This window comes from Ancylobacter sp. 3268 (assembly GCF_031456575.1).
In the GTDB taxonomy this organism is placed as follows: Bacteria; Pseudomonadota; Alphaproteobacteria; order Rhizobiales; family Xanthobacteraceae; genus Ancylobacter.
Map to the genome: position 1 here is coordinate 159,460 of NZ_JAVDUX010000003.1, position 17,458 is coordinate 176,917.

Below are 17,458 nucleotides of genomic sequence, written 5' to 3' on the forward strand. Positions count from 1 at the left end.
GGTCCTCCCGGCGCGCGCGGCAATGCGGGGCGGGAGTGTCACGTCGTCCAGGCCAGCGCCGGCCCGACGGGCACGATGCCGGTGGGGTTGATGGTCTTGTGGCTCTCGTAATAGTGCCGCTTGATGTGGGTGAGGTTCACCGTCTCCGACACGCCCGGCACCGTGTAGAGCCGCTGCAGGTAGCGCGACAGGTTGGGATAGTCGGCGATGCGGCGGATGTTGCACTTGAAGTGGCCGACATAGACCGCATCGAAGCGGATCAGCGTGGTGAACAGCCGCCAATCGGCCTCGGTCAGCGTGGCGCCGAAGAGGTAGGGGCCCTCGGCGAGGCGCAGCTCCAATTCGTCGAGCATGGCGAACAGGGCGAGCACCGCCTCCTCATAGGCCTCCTGCTTGGTGGCGAAGCCGGCGCGGTAGACGCCGTTGTTCACCGCGTCGTAGATGCGCGCGTTGAGGGCGTCGATCTCCGCCCGCAGCGGCTCGGGATAATAATCGTGCCGGTCGTCGGTGAAGGCCTCGAAGGCCGAATTGAACATGCGGATGATTTCCGCCGATTCATTGTTGACGATGGTGCCGCGCTGCCTGTCCCACAGCACCGGCACGGTGACGCGGCCGGAATAATGCGGGTCGGCCTGCAGATACACCTCGTAGAGCCGCTGCTTGCCGAGCACCGTGTCCTCGGTGGCGCCCATGGTGGGGCGCCGGGCATGATCGACGAACACCCAGCCTTCCTCGCCCATATAGGGATCGACGACGCTGACGCCGATGAGGCTCGACAGCCGCTTCAGCTGGCGGAAGATCAGCGTGCGATGCGCCCACGGACAGGCGTAGGAAACATAGAGATGGTACCGCCCGGCCTCCGCGGGAAAGCCGCCCTCGCCGGAGGGTCCGGGCGCGCCGTCGGCGGTGATCCAGTTGCGGAAACGGGTGATGGTGCGCTCGAAGCGCCCGCCGGTGCTCTTGGTATCGTACCAGCTATCGGCCCATTTTCCGTCGACCAGCAATCCCATCATGCGTCTCCCTTGGCTTGCCGGGAGAACCTAGGCCGAAAGCGGCCGAATGGCACGCGGCCATCGGTTGCGTCGGCGAGAGGCAGGCATTGCGGCAACGCGCATGGGCGGGAGCGCTCCCGCTTCTCCCGGAATCGCGGGAAGGCCTGCCTCCCGGTTTTTTTCGCGTGTTTCCGGACGGAATGCGCTAGAGCCGCTTGGCATAGAGCCGGGTGCCGGTGAGGCCGCCATGCGGCTTCAGCGCGAAATCCGGGATCTCGCCGCAGAAGACGAAGCCGTGCCGCTCATACAGGCCGGCGGCGCCGCCGTCGCTGGCGGTATCGAGGACGAGCAGGCTGCGGCCGCGCTCGCGGGCGAGGGCTTCGGCGGCGCGCAGCAGCGCGCTGGCGATGCCGCGGCCGCGAAACGTCGGCAAGGTCATCATCTTGGCGATCTCGGCGCGGTGCGGCTGGTTCTCCGGCAGGCCGAGCTGCAGCGTCACCGTGCCGGCGAGCGTGTCGCCGAGGAAGGCTCCCAGCACCACCCGGTCGCCACGGGCGGCGGCCTCGAGCGCGGCGCGCCAGAAGCCGGCGGCCTTCTCCGGTGCCAGCGGGTGCATGAAGCTGACCGAGCCGCCCTCGGCCACGGTCTCGACCAGCAGTGCGGCGAGGGCGTCGATGGTGGCGGCGTCGGCGGCGAGCGGGCGGATGGCGATGGTGTGGGGCATAGCTGGCATGGCAAGGCTCACAGGCGGGTGAGGGCGACGATGTAGCGGCAGGGGGCGTCGCTCTCATTGGCGAAGGTGACGTCTGCCGGCGCGCCGAAGCCGAGCGAGTCGCCGGGGGCAAGCTCGTGCCGCTCGCCGCCCTCGACCAAGGTGAGCGCGCCGGCACGCAGCTGCAGCACCTGGCGTATCGACGCATAGGAAGAGGCGGGCAGGGTGACGCGGCCGCCGGGCGGCAGCTCGACCTCGACCAGCTCGACCGGATGGTCCGGCCGGGCGAAGATCTGCCGGCGGACATAGCCGGTGGCGGGATCGCGCCAGAGCGGCTGGTCGGCGGCGCGCACGAGCCGGTCACCGCCCTCGGCACGCACGAGCAGGCCGGCAAGGGTAAGATCGAAGGCGCTGGCGAGCCGCACCAGCGTCACCGCCGTCGGGCTGATCTCGCCGCGCTCGATCTTGCTGATGGTGGCCTTGCCAACCCCGGCGCGGCCGGCCAGATCGGCCAGCGACCAGCCGCGCGCCTCCCGCTCCAGCTTCAGGCGCCGGGCGAGGCGGGCTTCGGTGTCGTCTACTAAAATAGTCATTCGTCTCTTATAGAAGACGGTGCGATCATGAATCAAGCGGCTGGCGCGCCGTCTGCGCGGGATGTGGGATCGTCGTGCTTCCGATGCGCAAGCTTCTCCCTCGACCTGCGTGCCGGCCTGTGCTATCCGGCCGGACCTTTTTCGGGAAAGACGGCGATGGCCCCGAGGCCGATGCAGCGACGACGAGACGAGATGACCCGCGTGGAGATGCTTCCATGCGCGGGTGATTTCGCTCGCCGGTGCCAGCAGCCGTGACGCCACGGTCGCTCGGCGCGGCGATGTGCCGACCTTGAGCCTGCCGAGCGCCCAGATGACCGAACTCTCCATTACCGTTCTGACCGAGAAGCCTTCCGACGATGCCGCCATCGAGCGGCTGGTGGCCCGCACCTTCGGCCCCGGCCGCTATGCCCGCACCGCCTATCGGCTGCGCGAGGGCAACCCGCACCGGCTCGACCTCTCCTTCACCGCCTATATCGGCACCATGCTGGTCGGCTCGGTGCGGCTGACGCCGATCACCATCGGCAAGGATGCGGCGCTGCTGCTCGGCCCGCTCACCGTCGAGCCGCCGTTCCGCTCGCATGGCATCGGCCGGCGGCTGGTGGAGCGCTGCCTGGAGGCGGTGCGGGCCCAGTTCGACCGCGAGGATGCGGCGCGGCTGGTGCTGCTGGTCGGCGACGAGCCCTATTATGGCCGCATGGGCTTCAGGCGGGTGCCGCATGGCCAGGTGAGCCTGCCCGGCCCGGTGGACCCGGCGCGGGTACTGGTGTGCCCGCTCGACGACACGCCGCTTGAAGCGGTGCGGGGCCCGGTGCGCAGGGCGTTCGCGACGCCGCAGCCGGCCGCGGCGGAGTAGCCGGGCCGGCCTCGAGGCGCGCCGGCGCCGGCTCGGGCAGGCGGGCCGGCAGACCATTCCGTTGGCACAGGCCTCGCTCGCCGCGGAAGGTGTGCGATCGTGCGTCCGCCGTGGGGGACCCGTGCCGGCCAAACCTGCAAGATGCAGGACGTGCCCTATACGGGGCAAAAAGGCACCCGGTGCGCGGAGCGATGTCCGCGCACCGTGCGATGGTCCCGCAGGCACGACGTACACGCTGCAGGGGATGGGCGGCGGCGCGGTGGCAGCTCCGTCACATGTCCTCCGGCTTGGTCATAAGTCTTCCGGCTTGGTCATAAATCTTCCGGCTTGGTCACATGGCCGAATGGAATGGCGGGAGGCAGGCACCTCTGTCCGGCGCAGGGCTGCGAGGGCGGGGGATTGCTGCCGGACGGCGGTACGAGCTGTTGAACCGCGCCGCCGGACGATGCTTTCGAGTTCTTCACGGTGATCGTCACCTGCTGCACGTTGTCGAGGGTCGTTTCGACGCTGCCTTTCACGGAGAGTGGCACGAAGCCATATTTGACGCTGCCCTTGCCGGTGCTGGTCACCCCGAACGTCGCATCATATTTGAATTGATCCGCAATGATCTTCGGATCGCCGACGACGAACCTGTTCACGTCGTTGGCGAGCTGGCGCATGAACACATAGTAGCCGATGCCATTTTGAAGGATGCGTCCGTCTTGCTTGGCAATCAGGCAGGTCTTCGCGTTCTCGGCAGTGCCGTTCAGGGTGAAGTCGGTCGTGGTGTCCACGGTGCTCGTTCCCACGACCGAGGCGCCGAGGCTGACTGCCGGCGTGATGCCGTTGAAGGCAAGGATATCGAGCGAGCCGTCGGCATCGATGCCGGCCGTGGTCTTGATCACTGCTTTCAGCTTCAAATTGACGGTGAAGTCCTGGCCGAGCAGCACGACCCGTCGCGGTGTCTGAAGCGGAAGGTCCGTCACCAACTGGGCGACTTCGCATTTGATGGTGTTGATGATGACGTCCGCCGGCACGAGTTCCGCCGGATTGGGCGGTGGCGGCGCCACGCAGGCCGCTAACACGCACGAAGAGACGATGCCCGCTGCGACGGCGATCTTCATTGCAAATTCCCCCAAATTCCCGAGGGAAGTGTGTATGAAGTTCATGCAACCTAAAAGCGCATTTGTGCGCCAGTTTCGTCGGCTTACCGCCCTTCGCGTGCCCAGGCGGCGGCGATTCCAGCCATAAGGATGAGCAGGCCGGACAGCCCGGCGAACAGCGGGAACAGGCCGAGCCCGCGCACCACCGAGACGTCGCGCAGGGCGAGGCCCATCCAGTCCTCGCCGGCGAAGCGCTCGCCCGAGCGCACCGCCACCACCCGCGGCACGCCGCCGGCAAGCTCCGCCATCCGCCAGACGCCGCCGCCGGTGGCGGCCAGCACCGGGCGCAGCGTCTCGGTGGTCGAGGTCACCTCGGCGAACTCGCGCGGGTTGAGCGGGCCGACATTGACCAGCGCGGTGTGGGTGCCATCGCTGGCCCGCCACAGGCCGAGCCTGTCAGCCGGGAAGGTGGCGCGGAACAGGCCGGGCTCGACCGAGGCCAAAGTGAGGGTGCGGGTCTGGCCGGTCGGGTTGGTGACGACGACGGTTGGGGCGGCGTCGCCCATGGTCTGGCGCTCGACGACGAGGTCCGGGCCGTGGGCGGTGAGGCGCAGGCGCTCCTCCTCGAGGTCCGGCTCCTTCATCAGCCAGTGCGACAGGCGGCGCAGCAGGTCGATATAGGGGCCGCCGCCTTCGAAGCCGCGCGCCCACAGCCAGAAATGATCCGACAACAGCAGGGCGACGCGGCCCTCGCCGACGCGGTCGAGCAGCAGGATCGGCTTGCCGTCCGGCCCGTCCATCACGCTGGTGCCGCGGGCGCCCTGGGTGTCGACGATGCGGAAGAACCGCGCCCAGGTCGGTGGATTGCTCTCCGAGCCCGGCAAGGCACGGGTGACCGGGTGCCGGCGGCCGGCATCGGTGAGCCCGGCGCGGAACGGCGTCTCGGTCATGTGGCCGGCCGGGGCGGCGGGCAGCACCGCTTCCAGCGGGGTGTTGAACACCGAGCCGTCCGAGATGTAATCGGTGCCGGCGGCGACCAGCAGCGCGCCGCCTTCCTCGACATAGCGCACGATGTTGTCGAAATAGATCATCGGCAGCACGCCCTGCTGGGCGTAGCGGTCGAAAATGATCAGATCGAAATCCTTGATCTTCTGCTGAAACAGCTCGCGGGTCGGGAAGGCGATCAGCGACAGCTCGTTGATCGGCGTGCCGTCCTGCTTCTCCGGCGGGCGCAGGATGGTGAAGTGCACGAGGTCGATATTGGCGTCGGACTTCAACAGGTTGCGCCAGGTGCGCTCGCCGACATGCGGCTCGCCGGACACCAGCAGCACCCGAAGCTTGTCGCGCACCCCGTCGATGGAGACGGCGGCGCGGTTGTTCACCGGGGTGAGCTCGCCCTCGAGGCCGGCGGCCTCGATCTCGACGATGTTGGCCCCGGCATGGGTGATCTCGACATCGACGCGGGCTTCCTGGCCGGCGGTGACGATGGGACGGGCCACCACCTCGCCGTCGCGGCGCACGGTGACGCCGACGCGGGCACCGGCCGGGGCGCCTTCATCGACCACCCGGTAGCCGATGGTCTGGTTCTGCCCGACAATGCCGAAGCGCGGGGTGGCGGTGAGCGCCACCCGGCGGTCACGCTCGCCCGGCTGGCCGGAGATGATGGCATGCACCGGCGCCCGGAACCCGAGCGCCGCCATCGAGGCGGGGATGTCATGCACGCGGCCGTCGGTGAGGAAGATGGCGCCGGCCACCCGCTCGGGCGGCACATCGGCCAGCGCGGCGGACAGGGCGGTGAACAGGCGGGTGCCGTCGACCTCGCCGGCCCCGGCGCCGGCATCGACGAAGCGGATCTCGGCGCCCTGCTCCTTGAGGCGGGCGAGGCGGGTCTCCAGCTCGGCGCGGGCGGCCTCGGTCATCCGGTTGCGGTCGCCGAAATCCTGGCTGGCGCTCTTGTCGACGACGACGGCGACCACGGTGGAGAGCGGCTCGCGCTCCTCGCGGGTGAGGGAGGGATTGGCCAGCGCCAGCACGGCCAGCGCCAGGGCGAGGCCGCGCAGGATCGCCCCGCGCGAGCGGGCGACGAGGAGCAGCAGCGCGACGGCGCCGGCCACCACGGCGCAGGCGATGAGGAAGGGCAGCGGGATCAGCGGATCGAAGGCGAGGCCGAGATTCATCGGGCGGGGCCTCCGTCAATGTTGCGGGGTGGGATCTTCCACCTCGCCCCGAGGGGGAGAGGTCGGCCCGCCGGGCCGGGTGAGGGCGCGCGACGACTGCGGAGCGAGGGCAGACCCCTCACCCCCTCCCTCTCCCCCACGGGGAGAGGGAGCAAGGGCGCGCTCACTTGAGTTGTGTGTCGTGCAACACTGCGTCCGGCGCCGCTTGTCTGAGAAACGCGACAGTGCGGGTGTGTGCCCCTCATTGTCCCAGCCTTTCGAGCAGCGCCGGTACATGCACCTGATCGGCCTTGTAGTTGCCGGTCAGCACATACATGACCAGATTGGCGCCGGAGCGGAAGGCGAGTTCGCGCTGGCGGGCGCCGCCATCCGCCAGCGGCAGCAGCGGCCCGCCATCCGGGGCGGTGGCCCAGGCGCCGGCGAGGTCATTGGAGGTGATCACCACCGGCGAGACGCCGTCGCCGGCGCGGGCCGGGCGCTCCTCGCCCTCCTCGGCCGGCGGCAGCGCTTCCACCCAGGTGGTGCCGCCGGTGAAGCGGCCGGGAAAATCACGCAACAGATAGAACGCCTTGGTGAGTACGTGGTCGCGCGGCACCGGCTCCAGCTCCGGGACGTCGAGCCCGTCGAGGATCTGGCGCAACGCGGCATTGGTCGGCGTGGCGCCGCCGACGCCGGGAAGGGTGGTCTCGGCGTCGCGGGTGTCGAAGACGATGGTGCCGCCCTGCTTCATGAAGGCATCGACACGGGCGAGCGTCTCCGGCGCCGGGCGCTGGGCGTTGGCCAGCACCGGCCAGTAGAGCAGCGGGAAGAAAGACAGCTCGTCGCGGGTGAGATCGACGCCCATCGGCTCGCCGGCCTCCAGCGCGGTGCGCTCGCCGAGGAATTCGGTGAGCGCCTTGAGACCAGAGGCGCTGACCTCGTCGGTCTCGGCATCGCCGGTGACAACATAGGCGAGGCGGGTGGCGCTGGTGGCCTTCACCGCATAGTCGATCTCCGCCTGGGACATCGGCTTGTCGGGCCGCGCCGCCGGCTGCCCGGCGGCGGCTTGGGAGGGAGCCCGCGCATTCGGCGCCGCCGCTGGGGCGGTCTGGGCGAGGGCCGGGGCCGCGAGCAGGCCGGAGAGCAGCCCGGCGAGGGCGACGGCGAGCACGAGACCGGCGGCGGTGGAGGCCCGGCGGGGGACGAGGCGGGACAGGCCGCCGGCGAGCAGGAACACGATCATGGCATCCACCAGCAGGAGGGCGAGCAGAGCGAGCAGCAGCGGCGCGCGCAGGTCGCGCGGGGCGGCGTCGCGATAAGGCTCGATCCGGCCGAGCGCCGAGAGGTCGAGCGGCGCCAGCCGGTCGGCGGGCAGCAGCGCGTTGACCGCTACCAGACCTTCCGGCGGGCCGTAGAAGCCGGGGGGATGATCGGCGCTGGCGCGGCCGTTGAACCCGACCGGGATCGCTCGCGCGGTCGGGGTGACCGGCCGGAAGGCGCCGAAGCCGTCGAGCAGGCGCGAGGGCGGCACCGTCTCGCCGGTGGTGGCGGTCTCGCCGACGACCGCGCCGTCGGCCGAGGCCTCGGCGGCGCTGGAGCCGCCGAGCGCCACCACCCGTCTGAGCATGTCGACGAAGGAGCCCGACAGCGGCAGGTTCGACCACGAGGTATCGGCGGTGACGTGGAACAGCACCACCATGCCGGCGCCGCGCTTCTCGCCGGTGACCAGCGGCGTGCCGTCGGTGAGCGTTGCCCAGGTGCGGTTGGCGAGCAGGCCGTCCGGCTCGGCGAGCACCTGGCGGCCGACCGTGACGTCGTTCGGCACCGGCACGTCGCGGAACGGCCCGTCCGGCGAGAAGCCGCCAAGCGTCTGCGGCTGCTCCCAGGACAGCGAGCCGCCCAGCACCCGGCCGCCGCGGCGCAGCGTCACCGGCACCAGATCGTCCGACCCATTGGCGAGGCGCGGGCCGGCGAAGCGGATCAGCACGCCGCCGCCCTCGATCCAGCGCTCCAGCCGCTGATGCACCTCCGGCGGGATGGTGCCGACATCCGACAGCACGATGACCGGCAGGCGTTGGTCGATGAAGCGCGCCACGGCTTCCGGCGTGGCGGCGCCGTCTGCGGTGCGGATGTCGGCGAAGGGGCCGAGCGCGCGGGTGAGATAATAGGACGGGGACAGCAGCGGCTGGCGCTGATCGGCGGTGACGCCGGAGACCAGGCCGACGGTGCGCCGGCGCCAGCGCTTGTCGAGCAGCTGGACGGCACCGGCGGATTCGACGCCGGCGATATCAAGTCTCGCAACTTCGTTGCGGATCTCGACGGGCATGTCGAAGCGCGCCTCGGTCTCGCGGGCGCCGGGCTCGAAACTGAACGGCGCCTCGCCGAGGGGCAGGCCGCGCATGTCGAGGGCGCGCACGGTGCCGGCGCGCGGCAGCGTGTCGCGATCGGCGCGCACCACCTTCACGGTGAGGGCGCCGGCGGCGTTGTCGGCGGCGGCGAGCGCCAGCGGTTCCTCGACGCCATCAGCCAGGGTGGTCAGCGGATGTGTGCCGGCGATGGTCGCCAGTTCGGCGGCGAAGCCTTCGGTGCCGGCATTGGCGCCATCCAGGCGCACGCCGTCGGACAGATAGACGATGCCGGCCTCGGGCGCGGTCTCCAGCGCCTTGCGCAGGCTGGCGAGCGCGGTGGCACGGTCCGGCAGGTAAGGCTGCGGCGACAGGGTGCGCAGCCGCTCGCGCGCCTCGCTCGGGGTCATCAGGCGCGGTTCGAGCGGCGGCTCGCCGGTGGGGATCAGCACGATGCCGCGGCCGGCGAGATCGGCATCGGCGACGACGCCCTCGGCGCTGACGCGGCGCGCCTCCCAGGTGGAGGCGGCGGTCCAGCCGGAATCGATCAGCAGCACCACGGGGCCGGAAGAGGAGGGGCCGGCGACCGGCGGATTCCAGATGGGCCCGGCGGCGGCGAAAATGACGAGGGCGGCGAGCAGCAGCCGCAGCACGGTGAGCCACCACGGCGTGCGGGCCGGGGTCTCCTCCTTGGGCGGGATGTCGAGCAGCAGCCGGGTCGGCGCGAAGGCGATGCGGCGCGGGCGCGGCGGCACCAGGCGCAAGAGGAACCACAGCAGCGGCAGCGCGGCGAGCGCGGCGAGCAGCAGCGGCGTGGTGAAGGCGAGAGGCAGGCCGAAGAGGTTCATCAATGGCCTCCTGACGCCGTCGCGGCCGGCTCGTGGACTTCACCGGCATGGGCGCCGCGCTCGTCGGAGGCGTCCTCGATGTCGCCGGCGGCGGCGTGCATCGATGCCGTCCCCGCCGCGCCGGCGGTCATGCGGGCGTGCAAAGCGAGCAGCAATTCGCTGGCTGGCCGGTCGGTGCGGTGGATGATGAAGCTCCAGGTCCGGCGCTCGGCCTCGCGGCGGATGATGGCGCGGTGGCGGGCGACGCGCTCGACATAGTCCTCGCGCACCGTCTCGGCGCGGCCGATGGTGAGCAGCGTGCCGGTCTCCGGCTCGCGGAACTCGACGCGGCCGGAAAACGGGAAGGTCTCCTCCGCCGGATCGCACACCTGCACCACATGGCCGTGGGCACCGGAGGCGGCGAGGCCGGCGAGGCTTTCCACCACCTCCGGCGTCGGGCTCCACAGGTCGCCGAGCAGCACCACCTCGGCCAGCGGCGAGGGGGAGAAGGAGGGGGGCAGGCTCTGCGGCAGGCTGGCGGCGTGGACGAGGGATTCCGCCATCTTCTCGACGATGCGGCGCGAGGCGGAGGGGCGCATGACGCCGGGAATGCCGACGCGCTCCCCGCCCTTCACCAGCAGTTCCGCCAGCGCGAAGGCGACGATGAGGGCGCGGTCGCGCTTGGTCTCCCACACCAAGGGCGAGGCGAACACCATGGAGGCGGAGAGGTCCGGCCAGATCCACACGGTGTGGGCGGCCTCCCACTCGCGCTCGCGGACATAGAGATGGTCGTCGCGGGCCGAGCGGCGCCAATCGACGCGGGCGGAGGGCTCGCCATCGACGAAGCGGCGGTACTGCCAGAAGTTCTCGCCGGAGCCGGCACGGCGGCGGCCGTGCAGGCCGTGATAGACGCTGGCGGCGATCTTGCGCGCCTCCAGCACCAGTCGCGGCATGGCGGCGACGAGGCCGGCGGCATCCTGCGCCGCACTCCTCACGGCATTGTCGGCATCAAGTTCCATCAACCCGTCCCATGCCACGCCACGTCAGGCACTGCGTGTTCAGCCGATCTTCGCCGCCAGCTTGGCGACGAGACCCGGTACCGTCTCGCCGTCGGCGCGGGCGGCGAAAGTGAGCGCCATGCGGTGCTTCAGCACCGGCTCTGCCAGCGCCACCACGTCGTCGACGGAAGGGGCGTAGCGGCCGTCCAGCAGCGCGCGGGCGCGCACCGCCAGCATCAGCGACTGCGAGGCGCGGGGGCCAGGTCCCCAGGCGATGAATTTGGAGAAGGCGCCGGCGTCCGGCCCCGGACGCGCCGAACGAACCAAAGTGAGGATCGCCTCCACCACCGATTCGCCGACCGGCAGGCGGCGGACCAGCCGCTGGGCGGCGGCGAGATCGTCGGCGGTCATCACCGCCTTGGGCTTGGTCTCCTCGGCGCTGGTGGTGTCGAACAGGATCCGGCGCTCGGCATCGCGATTGGGGTAATCGACGTCGATTTCCATCAGGAAGCGGTCGAGCTGGGCTTCGGGGAGAGGATAGGTGCCCTCCTGCTCCAGCGGGTTCTGGGTCGCCAGCACGTGGAAGGGCTTCGGCAGATCGTGCCGCACGCCGGCGACGGTGACATGGCCTTCCTGCATCGATTGCAGCAGCGCCGACTGGGTGCGCGGCGAGGCGCGGTTGATCTCGTCCGCCATCAGCAATTGGGCGAAGACCGGGCCGGGAATGAAGCGGAAGGAGCGCCGGCCGCCGGCCCCTTCCTCCAGCACCTCGGCGCCGAGGATGTCGGAAGGCATCAGGTCCGGGGTGAACTGCACCCGCCTTGCGTCGAGGCCAAGAACGGTGCCGAGCGTTTCCACCAGCTTGGTCTTGGCGAGGCCGGGCACGCCGACCAGAAGGCCGTGGCCGCCGGACAGGATGGTGATGAGCGTGCGCTCCACCACCGCCTCCTGGCCGAAGATGACCTGGCCGATGCCGGCCTTGGCGGCGCGGACATTGGCCGCCGTCGCCTCCGCCGAGCGGACGATCATGGCGTCGAGGGATTCGAAATTCTCGCCGGTCGCGGACGTCATGTCGTGCTCCTTCAACCTTGCTGCGGTGCCGCTTCGCGGGTGCCGCCAACCTCGTAGCAAGCAAGGGGCCAGACGTGGCCTCATGCCGCTTTGCGCCGGCCCGGCCGGCATCCGTCCCCGCCGCCAATGCTTTGCCGGTTACGTTGCGCTGCAAAACAACCTATTGCAATGCACGCATTCCGTTACCGCCGGGAAGCGGCGCGGGCTTCCTGACGGTGAAGCTTACGCTATCTTCGCATTGGGTCGACTATCAGGCGGGGCATCACGACTGCGCGATTACGGCCGTGTGACAGAGAAACAATCATGGCTTCAGATACTTCCGGGCGACTTGACGATTTCATGAGGTTGGTCGCCTCGGCCAAGGGCGAGGGCGGGCCGCCGCTGGAGCGCTGGAATCCGCCCGATTGCGGCGATATCGACATCCGCATCGACCGCGAGGGGGGCTGGCACCATGACGGGCGGCCGATCGGCCGGCCGGCGCTGGTGCGGCTGTTCGCCTCGGTGATGCGGCGCGAGGGTGAGCGCCATGTGCTGGTGACGCCGGTGGAGAAGCTCGGCATCACGGTGGAGGACGCGCCGTTCCTGGCGGTGGAGATGCGGGCGGCGAAGCCGGAGAACACCCCGGCGCAGCTTGCCTTCCGCACCAATCTCGACGACTGGGTGACATGCGACGCGGCCCACCCGCTGCGCTTCGACCGCCAAGCGGACGGATCGGCGCGCCCCTATATATATGTGCGTCGCGGCCTGTGGGCGCGGCTGACGCGGGCGGTGTTCCTCGACCTGGTCGAACAGGGAGAGGAGAGGGAGGTCGAGGGGCGGCGGCTGTTCGGCGTCGTCTCGTCCGGGGCGTTCTTCCCCATTGCCCCCGTGGACCCGAGCGCCGCCGACGAGATGGATGAGAACCGATGACTGCCGCCTTGCCGCTGACCGCCCTGCCGCTGCCGGCCATTTCCGATGCCTTGCGGACCACCTCGCCGCTGGTGGAGGATTTCGTCGCCCGCGCCCATGCGCGGCTGCTGCGGGCGCCGGATCTCGACGGCGCGGCGACGCGCGGCGACCACGAGCTGACGCCAGAGTTCAAGACTCTGGTGGCCAATGTGCGGGCGGCGGCGGTGCTGATCCCGGTGGTCGCCCGCCCCGAGCCGACGGTGCTGCTCACCCTGCGCTCGGCGCATCTGCCGAGCCATGCCGGGCAGATCGCCTTTCCCGGCGGCAAGGTCGATCCGACCGACCCCGACCCGCTGCACGCCGCGCTGCGCGAGGCGGAGGAGGAGGTCGGGCTCGACCGCGCACTGGTGTCGCCGCTCGGCTATCTCGACAGCTACCTGGCGCGCACCGGCTATCGCATCGTGCCGGTGGTGGGGCTGGTGCGGCCGGATTTCGGCCTGACTCTCAATCCTGGCGAGGTCGACGAGGCCTTCGAGGTGCCGCTCGCCTTCCTGATGAGCCCGCTGAACCACCGGCAGGAAAGCCGCGAATGGCTCGGGCTGATGCGCACCTTCCACGCGATGACCTATGACAAGCGGCGCATCTGGGGCATCACCGCCGGCATTCTGCGCAGCCTCTATGACCGGGTGTATGGCGGATGATACGGGTCGCCATCACCAACATCCTGTTGTTTCTGACGCCCTTCGTGCTGTTCGCGCTGTATCTGCGCTTCGGCCGGCGGGTGGATGCGGCGCTGTCGGGCTGGTCGACGCGGGCGCTGGCGGGCTGCTTGCTGGCCGGGGTGGCGCTGGTGGCGGCGAGCCTGCTGCTGTTCGAGGCGGAAACCCGCGGGCCGACCACCGGGCGCTACGTGCCGCCGACCTGGGAAGGCGGCAAGCTGACGCCGGGCCATATCGAATGAGGCCCCAGGCCCATGCGCTGATCGCTGCGCGCCCCGGCCTCGCCCGGCTGCTCGACGTGCTCGACCGCGACGGCGAAGAAGCGCGCATCGTCGGCGGGGCGGTGCGCGACTGGCTGGTGGGGCGGGATGTCGGCTGGCCTGCGCGCGGCGATGTCGACATCGCCACCACCGCGGTGCCGGACGAAGTGACGCGCCGGGCGCAGGCGGCGGGCTTCCGGCCCATCCCGACCGGCATCGAGCACGGCACGGTGACGGTGATCGCCGAAGGCCAGCCCTATGAGGTGACGACGCTGCGCGACGACGTGGCGACCGACGGGCGGCGGGCGCAGGTGGCGTTCGGCCGCGACTGGCGGGCGGATGCGGCGCGGCGCGATTTCACCATGAACGCGCTGTACCTGACGCGCGGCGGCGAACTGATCGACTTCACCGGCGGCGAGGCGGACGCCCGCGCGGGACGGGTGCGCTTCATCGGCGATGCCGACCAGCGCATCGCCGAAGACTATCTGCGCATACTCAGGCTGTTCCGCTTCCATGCCGGCTACGGCCATGGCCCGGTGGAACGCGAGGCGCTGGCGGCGGCGATACGCGGCAGGGACGGGCTGGCGCGGCTCTCCCGCGAGCGGGTGCGGGCGGAACTGATGAAACTGCTGGTCGCCGCGCGCGCCGGCGAAACCCTGAGGGAGATGGACGCCGCCGGGTTGCTGGAGCCGGTGCTCGGCGCGACCGGCGACGTGACGGCGTTCGCCCGGCTGGCCGCGATCGAGGCGGCGCTCGGCCTCGCCCCCGACGCGGTGCGCCGGCTCGGCGCGCTCGCCGTGCGCGAGGAGGCCGACGCGGCGGCTCTGGCGGAACGGCTGCGGCTGTCGCGCGCGGAAGCGTCGCGGCTGGCGGCGCTGGCCGGCCCGGCGCCGACGCCGGCCCTGTGCGAGAAGGGCCAGAAGGCGTTTCTCTACCGGATGGGGCGCGAGCGCTTCACCGACCGGGCGCTGATCGCCTTCGCCCGCTCCGGTGCGGCCATGGACGATGAAGGCTGGCGGGCGCTGCTGGCGATCGCGCTGGACTGGCCCATGCCGGCTTTTCCGTTGAAGGCGGCGGATTTCCTCGCGCGCGGGCTCGCGCCCGGCCCGGCGCTGGGCACGGCGATGAAGCGGGCGGAGGACGCCTGGATCGAGGCCGGCTTCCCGCAGGATCCGGCCGATCTCGACGCACTCCTCGAGGCGGTACTCGCCGACGACCGCTGAACCGCAGCGCATGCGATAGTGTTCCCCTTACCCAAGGGGAGGATTACCCATGGCCAATGAGGGCCTTCATGTCGCCCGGCAGATCTTCGTCAACCTGCCGGTGAAGGATCTGAAGCGCTCGGTGGCGTTCTTCACCGCGCTCGGCTTCAGCTTCAACCTGCAATTCACTGACGACAACGCCACCTGCATGATCATCGGCGAGAATTTCTTCGCCATGCTGCTGGTTGAGCCGTTCTTCAAAAGCTTCACCCACAAGGAAATCGCCGACACCGCAAAGACCACCGAGGTGCTGGTGGCGCTGCAGGTCGACGACCGCGCGGCGGTGGATGCGCTCGTGGCCAAGGCGCGGGCCGCCGGCGGCGCGGTGCCGCGCGCGCCGCAGGATCTCGGCTTCATGTATTCGCACGGCTTCGAGGATCCCGACGGACATACCTGGGAGGTGTTTCACATGAGCGAGATGCCGCCAGCCTGAGCCCCCGCGCCTCTGGCCGGCGCCGGTGAAGGGTGGTTGAATGGCACCCTTGCCGTCGTTTCGGGTGATGCCATGGTCGCCGCATGGGTGCGGGCTTTGTGGTTCGGTCTGCTGGCGGTGCCGCTGCTTCTGGCCGGCGCCGAAGCGGTGCGGGCCGACGAGGCGGAATGGCCGATCGAGGGCCGGCTTTTCGGCAAGCTGGAGCCGGGCGGCAACGGCAAGAAGCTCGATTTCAAGACCGCGCGCGACATTAGCGGCATTGCCTGCGAGGACGGCACGGCGCTGCCGCGCCTGTGCCTGATCGCCGACGACGAGGCGCAGGGCGTGCAGATCGTGATGGCGCGGCGGTATGAGGGCGAGGCCGGCGCCTTCATCCCGCTGATCACCGACCGCCTCGGCGGCGAGCCGCTGTCGCTCGACGCCGAGGGCGTTGCCTACGCCGATGGCGCCTTCTACGTCATCGGCTCGCATGGCCGGCCGCGCCGCGAGAGCGACCCGGCGGCAGCCAGCATCCGGGCCAAGGCGACCTGGCGGGTGTTCCGCATCCGCTTCGTGCCGGGCTCGGTGAACCGCAGCGGCGACATAAGGGGACCGCGCCCGACGGTGGAGGTTTCCACCGACCTGCCGGCCTTCCTGCGCTCGGTGCCGCAGTTGGCCGGCGCCTTCGACGCCAAGCTCTCCGAGCACGGGCTCAACCTCGAAGGCGTGGCGGTGCATGAGGGCCGGCTGTTCGCCGGCTTGCGGGCGCCGGTGGTGGAGGGACGGGCCGCGGTGGTTGCGGTGCCGCTTGCCGCGCTGTTCGGCGGCGAGGCGGGCAAGGCGGAGCTGATCACCTATGATCTCGGCAAGGACACGCTCGGCGCGCCGCGCGGCATTCGCGACCTGATCGCCTTCGGCGGTGGCTTCCTCATCCTCGCCGGGCCGCAGCTCGACCCGCCGGCCGGCCGGGCAGTGGCCTATGGCGACTACGCGGTCTACCGCGCCGCCACGGCCGGCGCCGGCGCGACGCTGGTGGCGAACCTGCCGGCCTTCGGCGGCGAGGGAAAGCCCGAGGCGCTGTTGCCGCTGAAGCACGAGGGTGGCGCGCTCAGGGCGGTGCTGCTGTTCGACGGGCCGCGCGAGGGTGGCGGCCGGATCGTGAGCTTCGAAATCCGCTAGCCGGCGCCGCCGGCTGCCTGAGGCCTGACGCCTGCTGCCCGGGGGCGCGGGCTCGCCTTCCGCGAGGCGATCGGGGCTTCTCGCGGGGGCGGCCGCGGCCGGGCATCGCGGTCACCGGGCCCGGCCGCCGGCTTGACCTCCGGACGGGTGGAGCCTAGCTTCCGCTCGGTTACGAAGGGGCGGTCGCAGCGGAATGTCGATTACATTCGTCGGGCTGACGCGGTTCAGCCTGGTCACCCAGGATTCGTTGACCTGGTTCGAATCCACGCGCTACCTCTCGCTGGAGGATGCCAAGAAACTGGTGTTCGACCAGGGCCGGCTGATGCTGCGGCTGGAGATTTTCCGCCGCTATGCCCTGCCGACCTATGCGGTGCTGACCAAGCAGCCGCAATCCTATGCGCTCATCATCATCAACGCGGACCTGCCGGCCTTCTGCCAGAAGCGGCTGCGGGAGATGATCGCGCCCTATCCCAATATCCGCATCGTCCAGGTGCGCGGGGGACAGAGCTTCAAGACGCCGCCGAAGCGGGTGTCGGTGGAACTCGCGGCCGGCGGGCGCCTGTTTTCCTACCGGTTCGACGACGACGATGCGCTGCCGCCCTCCTATATCGACATGATCCGCAGCCATGCCGAGACGCTCGCCGACGGCACGGTGATCTCCCCGATCAATGGCTGGACGATCGCGCCGGCGCCGGACGACGGCATCCAGATGCAGAGCAGCGAACTGCCCTGCCTGGCGCTGGGGCTGGGCGTGATCTCGTCGGCCGAGCGCTATCTGAGCGCCTTCCAGCTCGGCAACCACATGACGGTGCACAAGCGGTTTCCGGTGCACCTCATCTCGTCCGAGCGACCGCTCTGGCTGCGGACGCGGCACGGCTACAATGACAGCGTGAAGCGCCGGCCCGGCCCGCCGCCGGAAGACAAGCCGATGCTGGAGGCCTCCCTCGCGCTGAAGAAGGATTTTCCCTTCATCAACCTCGCCTCGCTGCGGGTGCTACATCAGCCGCCGGCAGCGTCGCCGGCCGCGGAACCGCGCCAGCTGGAGCCTTCATCCGAAGCCGGCACCCGAGCGCCGGGCATCGGCGGCGGCACCTGAGGGGCGCCCGGCT

Annotated in this window: 16 protein-coding genes; 8 read left to right on the forward strand and 8 right to left on the reverse strand. The window is 70.5% G+C overall.

Annotated elements, in window-relative coordinates; all coding sequences use genetic code 11:
* Positions 1-38: 38 nt before the first annotated feature.
* The 3 genes from J2X65_RS05215 to J2X65_RS05225 form a co-directional block, all read right to left on the reverse strand.
* A complete protein-coding gene (locus J2X65_RS05215; protein ID WP_310199396.1) occupies positions 39-1,010 on the reverse strand; it encodes a glutathione S-transferase family protein in 972 nt (323 codons plus the stop codon).
* Between the two features lie 187 nt (positions 1,011-1,197).
* Positions 1,198-1,716: a GNAT family N-acetyltransferase gene (locus J2X65_RS05220; protein WP_310199398.1), complete on the reverse strand. Its 519-nt coding sequence runs from the start codon at positions 1,714-1,716 to the stop codon at positions 1,198-1,200.
* Positions 1,717-1,733: 17 nt separating this feature from the next.
* Positions 1,734-2,297: an XRE family transcriptional regulator gene (locus J2X65_RS05225; RefSeq protein WP_310198982.1), complete on the reverse strand. Its 564-nt coding sequence runs from the start codon at positions 2,295-2,297 to the stop codon at positions 1,734-1,736.
* 310 nt (positions 2,298-2,607) lie between these two features.
* On the opposite strand from J2X65_RS05225, the gene J2X65_RS05230 reads away from it, so the two are divergent.
* The gene (locus J2X65_RS05230) at positions 2,608-3,150 is read left to right on the forward strand and encodes an N-acetyltransferase (RefSeq protein WP_310198985.1); all 543 of its coding nucleotides are present in this window, start codon (positions 2,608-2,610) and stop codon (positions 3,148-3,150) included.
* A 311-nt stretch (positions 3,151-3,461) separates the two neighbouring features.
* Here J2X65_RS05230 and J2X65_RS05235 read toward each other — a convergent pair whose 3' ends face one another.
* The 5 genes from J2X65_RS05235 to J2X65_RS05255 all read right to left on the reverse strand — a co-directional run bounded on the left by J2X65_RS05235 (position 3,462) and on the right by J2X65_RS05255 (position 11,629).
* Positions 3,462-4,253: a hypothetical protein gene (locus J2X65_RS05235; protein ID WP_310198987.1), complete on the reverse strand. Its 792-nt coding sequence runs from the start codon at positions 4,251-4,253 to the stop codon at positions 3,462-3,464.
* A gap of 83 nt (positions 4,254-4,336) precedes the next feature.
* Complete coding sequence (locus J2X65_RS05240) at positions 4,337-6,409, reverse strand: hypothetical protein (protein ID WP_310198989.1); 2,073 nt, start codon at positions 6,407-6,409, stop codon at positions 4,337-4,339.
* A 241-nt stretch (positions 6,410-6,650) separates the two neighbouring features.
* A complete protein-coding gene (locus tag J2X65_RS05245) occupies positions 6,651-9,581 on the reverse strand; it encodes a DUF4159 domain-containing protein (protein WP_310198991.1) in 2,931 nt (976 codons plus the stop codon).
* A complete protein-coding gene (locus J2X65_RS05250; protein WP_310198993.1) occupies positions 9,581-10,579 on the reverse strand; it encodes a DUF58 domain-containing protein in 999 nt (332 codons plus the stop codon). The genes J2X65_RS05245 and J2X65_RS05250 overlap by 1 nt, the downstream gene beginning before the upstream one ends.
* Before the next feature lie 39 nt (positions 10,580-10,618).
* On the reverse strand, positions 10,619-11,629 hold the full coding sequence (locus J2X65_RS05255) for a MoxR family ATPase (protein WP_310198996.1): 1,011 nt from the start codon (positions 11,627-11,629) through the stop codon (positions 10,619-10,621).
* A gap of 303 nt (positions 11,630-11,932) precedes the next feature.
* On the opposite strand from J2X65_RS05255, the gene J2X65_RS05260 reads away from it, so the two are divergent.
* From J2X65_RS05260 to J2X65_RS05290, 7 genes are all read left to right on the forward strand, one after another.
* On the forward strand, positions 11,933-12,538 hold the full coding sequence (locus tag J2X65_RS05260) for a DUF1285 domain-containing protein (RefSeq protein ID WP_310198998.1): 606 nt from the start codon (positions 11,933-11,935) through the stop codon (positions 12,536-12,538).
* Positions 12,535-13,218 (forward strand): CoA pyrophosphatase, encoded by a 684-nt coding sequence (locus tag J2X65_RS05265; protein ID WP_310199001.1) that lies wholly within the window; start codon positions 12,535-12,537, stop codon positions 13,216-13,218. Before J2X65_RS05260 ends, J2X65_RS05265 begins: the two co-directional genes overlap by 4 nt.
* Positions 13,215-13,478 carry a DUF6111 family protein gene (locus J2X65_RS05270; protein WP_310199004.1) on the forward strand — a complete coding sequence of 88 codons (264 nt, stop codon included), beginning with the start codon at positions 13,215-13,217 and terminating at the stop codon, positions 13,476-13,478. Before J2X65_RS05265 ends, J2X65_RS05270 begins: the two co-directional genes overlap by 4 nt.
* The gene (locus J2X65_RS05275) at positions 13,475-14,719 is read left to right on the forward strand and encodes a CCA tRNA nucleotidyltransferase (RefSeq protein ID WP_310199006.1); all 1,245 of its coding nucleotides are present in this window, start codon (positions 13,475-13,477) and stop codon (positions 14,717-14,719) included. Before J2X65_RS05270 ends, J2X65_RS05275 begins: the two co-directional genes overlap by 4 nt.
* Positions 14,720-14,768: 49 nt before the next feature.
* Entirely contained in the window at positions 14,769-15,191 is a 423-nt protein-coding gene (locus J2X65_RS05280; protein ID WP_310199008.1) for a VOC family protein, read from the forward strand.
* A 72-nt stretch (positions 15,192-15,263) separates the two neighbouring features.
* Positions 15,264-16,349, forward strand: a complete 1,086-nt coding sequence (locus J2X65_RS05285; RefSeq protein ID WP_310199010.1) for a DUF3616 domain-containing protein — start codon at positions 15,264-15,266, stop codon at positions 16,347-16,349.
* A gap of 193 nt (positions 16,350-16,542) precedes the next feature.
* Entirely contained in the window at positions 16,543-17,445 is a 903-nt protein-coding gene (locus J2X65_RS05290; protein ID WP_310199011.1) for a glycosyltransferase, read from the forward strand.
* Positions 17,446-17,458: the final 13 nt, after the last annotated feature.

Coding starts and splice junctions, on each gene's coding strand:
- J2X65_RS05215 (WP_310199396.1), bottom strand. CDS start 1,010: ATGGGATTGCTGGTCGACGGAAAATGGGCCGATAGCTGGTACGATACC.
- J2X65_RS05220 (WP_310199398.1), bottom strand. CDS start 1,716: ATGCCCCACACCATCGCCATCCGCCCGCTCGCCGCCGACGCCGCCACC.
- J2X65_RS05225 (WP_310198982.1), bottom strand. CDS start 2,297: ATGACTATTTTAGTAGACGACACCGAAGCCCGCCTCGCCCGGCGCCTG.
- J2X65_RS05230 (WP_310198985.1), top strand. CDS start 2,608: ATGACCGAACTCTCCATTACCGTTCTGACCGAGAAGCCTTCCGACGAT.
- J2X65_RS05235 (WP_310198987.1), bottom strand. CDS start 4,253: ATGAAGATCGCCGTCGCAGCGGGCATCGTCTCTTCGTGCGTGTTAGCG.
- J2X65_RS05240 (WP_310198989.1), bottom strand. CDS start 6,409: ATGAATCTCGGCCTCGCCTTCGATCCGCTGATCCCGCTGCCCTTCCTC.
- J2X65_RS05245 (WP_310198991.1), bottom strand. CDS start 9,581: ATGAACCTCTTCGGCCTGCCTCTCGCCTTCACCACGCCGCTGCTGCTC.
- J2X65_RS05250 (WP_310198993.1), bottom strand. CDS start 10,579: ATGGAACTTGATGCCGACAATGCCGTGAGGAGTGCGGCGCAGGATGCC.
- J2X65_RS05255 (WP_310198996.1), bottom strand. CDS start 11,629: ATGACGTCCGCGACCGGCGAGAATTTCGAATCCCTCGACGCCATGATC.
- J2X65_RS05260 (WP_310198998.1), top strand. CDS start 11,933: ATGGCTTCAGATACTTCCGGGCGACTTGACGATTTCATGAGGTTGGTC.
- J2X65_RS05265 (WP_310199001.1), top strand. CDS start 12,535: ATGACTGCCGCCTTGCCGCTGACCGCCCTGCCGCTGCCGGCCATTTCC.
- J2X65_RS05270 (WP_310199004.1), top strand. CDS start 13,215: ATGATACGGGTCGCCATCACCAACATCCTGTTGTTTCTGACGCCCTTC.
- J2X65_RS05275 (WP_310199006.1), top strand. CDS start 13,475: ATGAGGCCCCAGGCCCATGCGCTGATCGCTGCGCGCCCCGGCCTCGCC.
- J2X65_RS05280 (WP_310199008.1), top strand. CDS start 14,769: ATGGCCAATGAGGGCCTTCATGTCGCCCGGCAGATCTTCGTCAACCTG.
- J2X65_RS05285 (WP_310199010.1), top strand. CDS start 15,264: ATGGTCGCCGCATGGGTGCGGGCTTTGTGGTTCGGTCTGCTGGCGGTG.
- J2X65_RS05290 (WP_310199011.1), top strand. CDS start 16,543: ATGTCGATTACATTCGTCGGGCTGACGCGGTTCAGCCTGGTCACCCAG.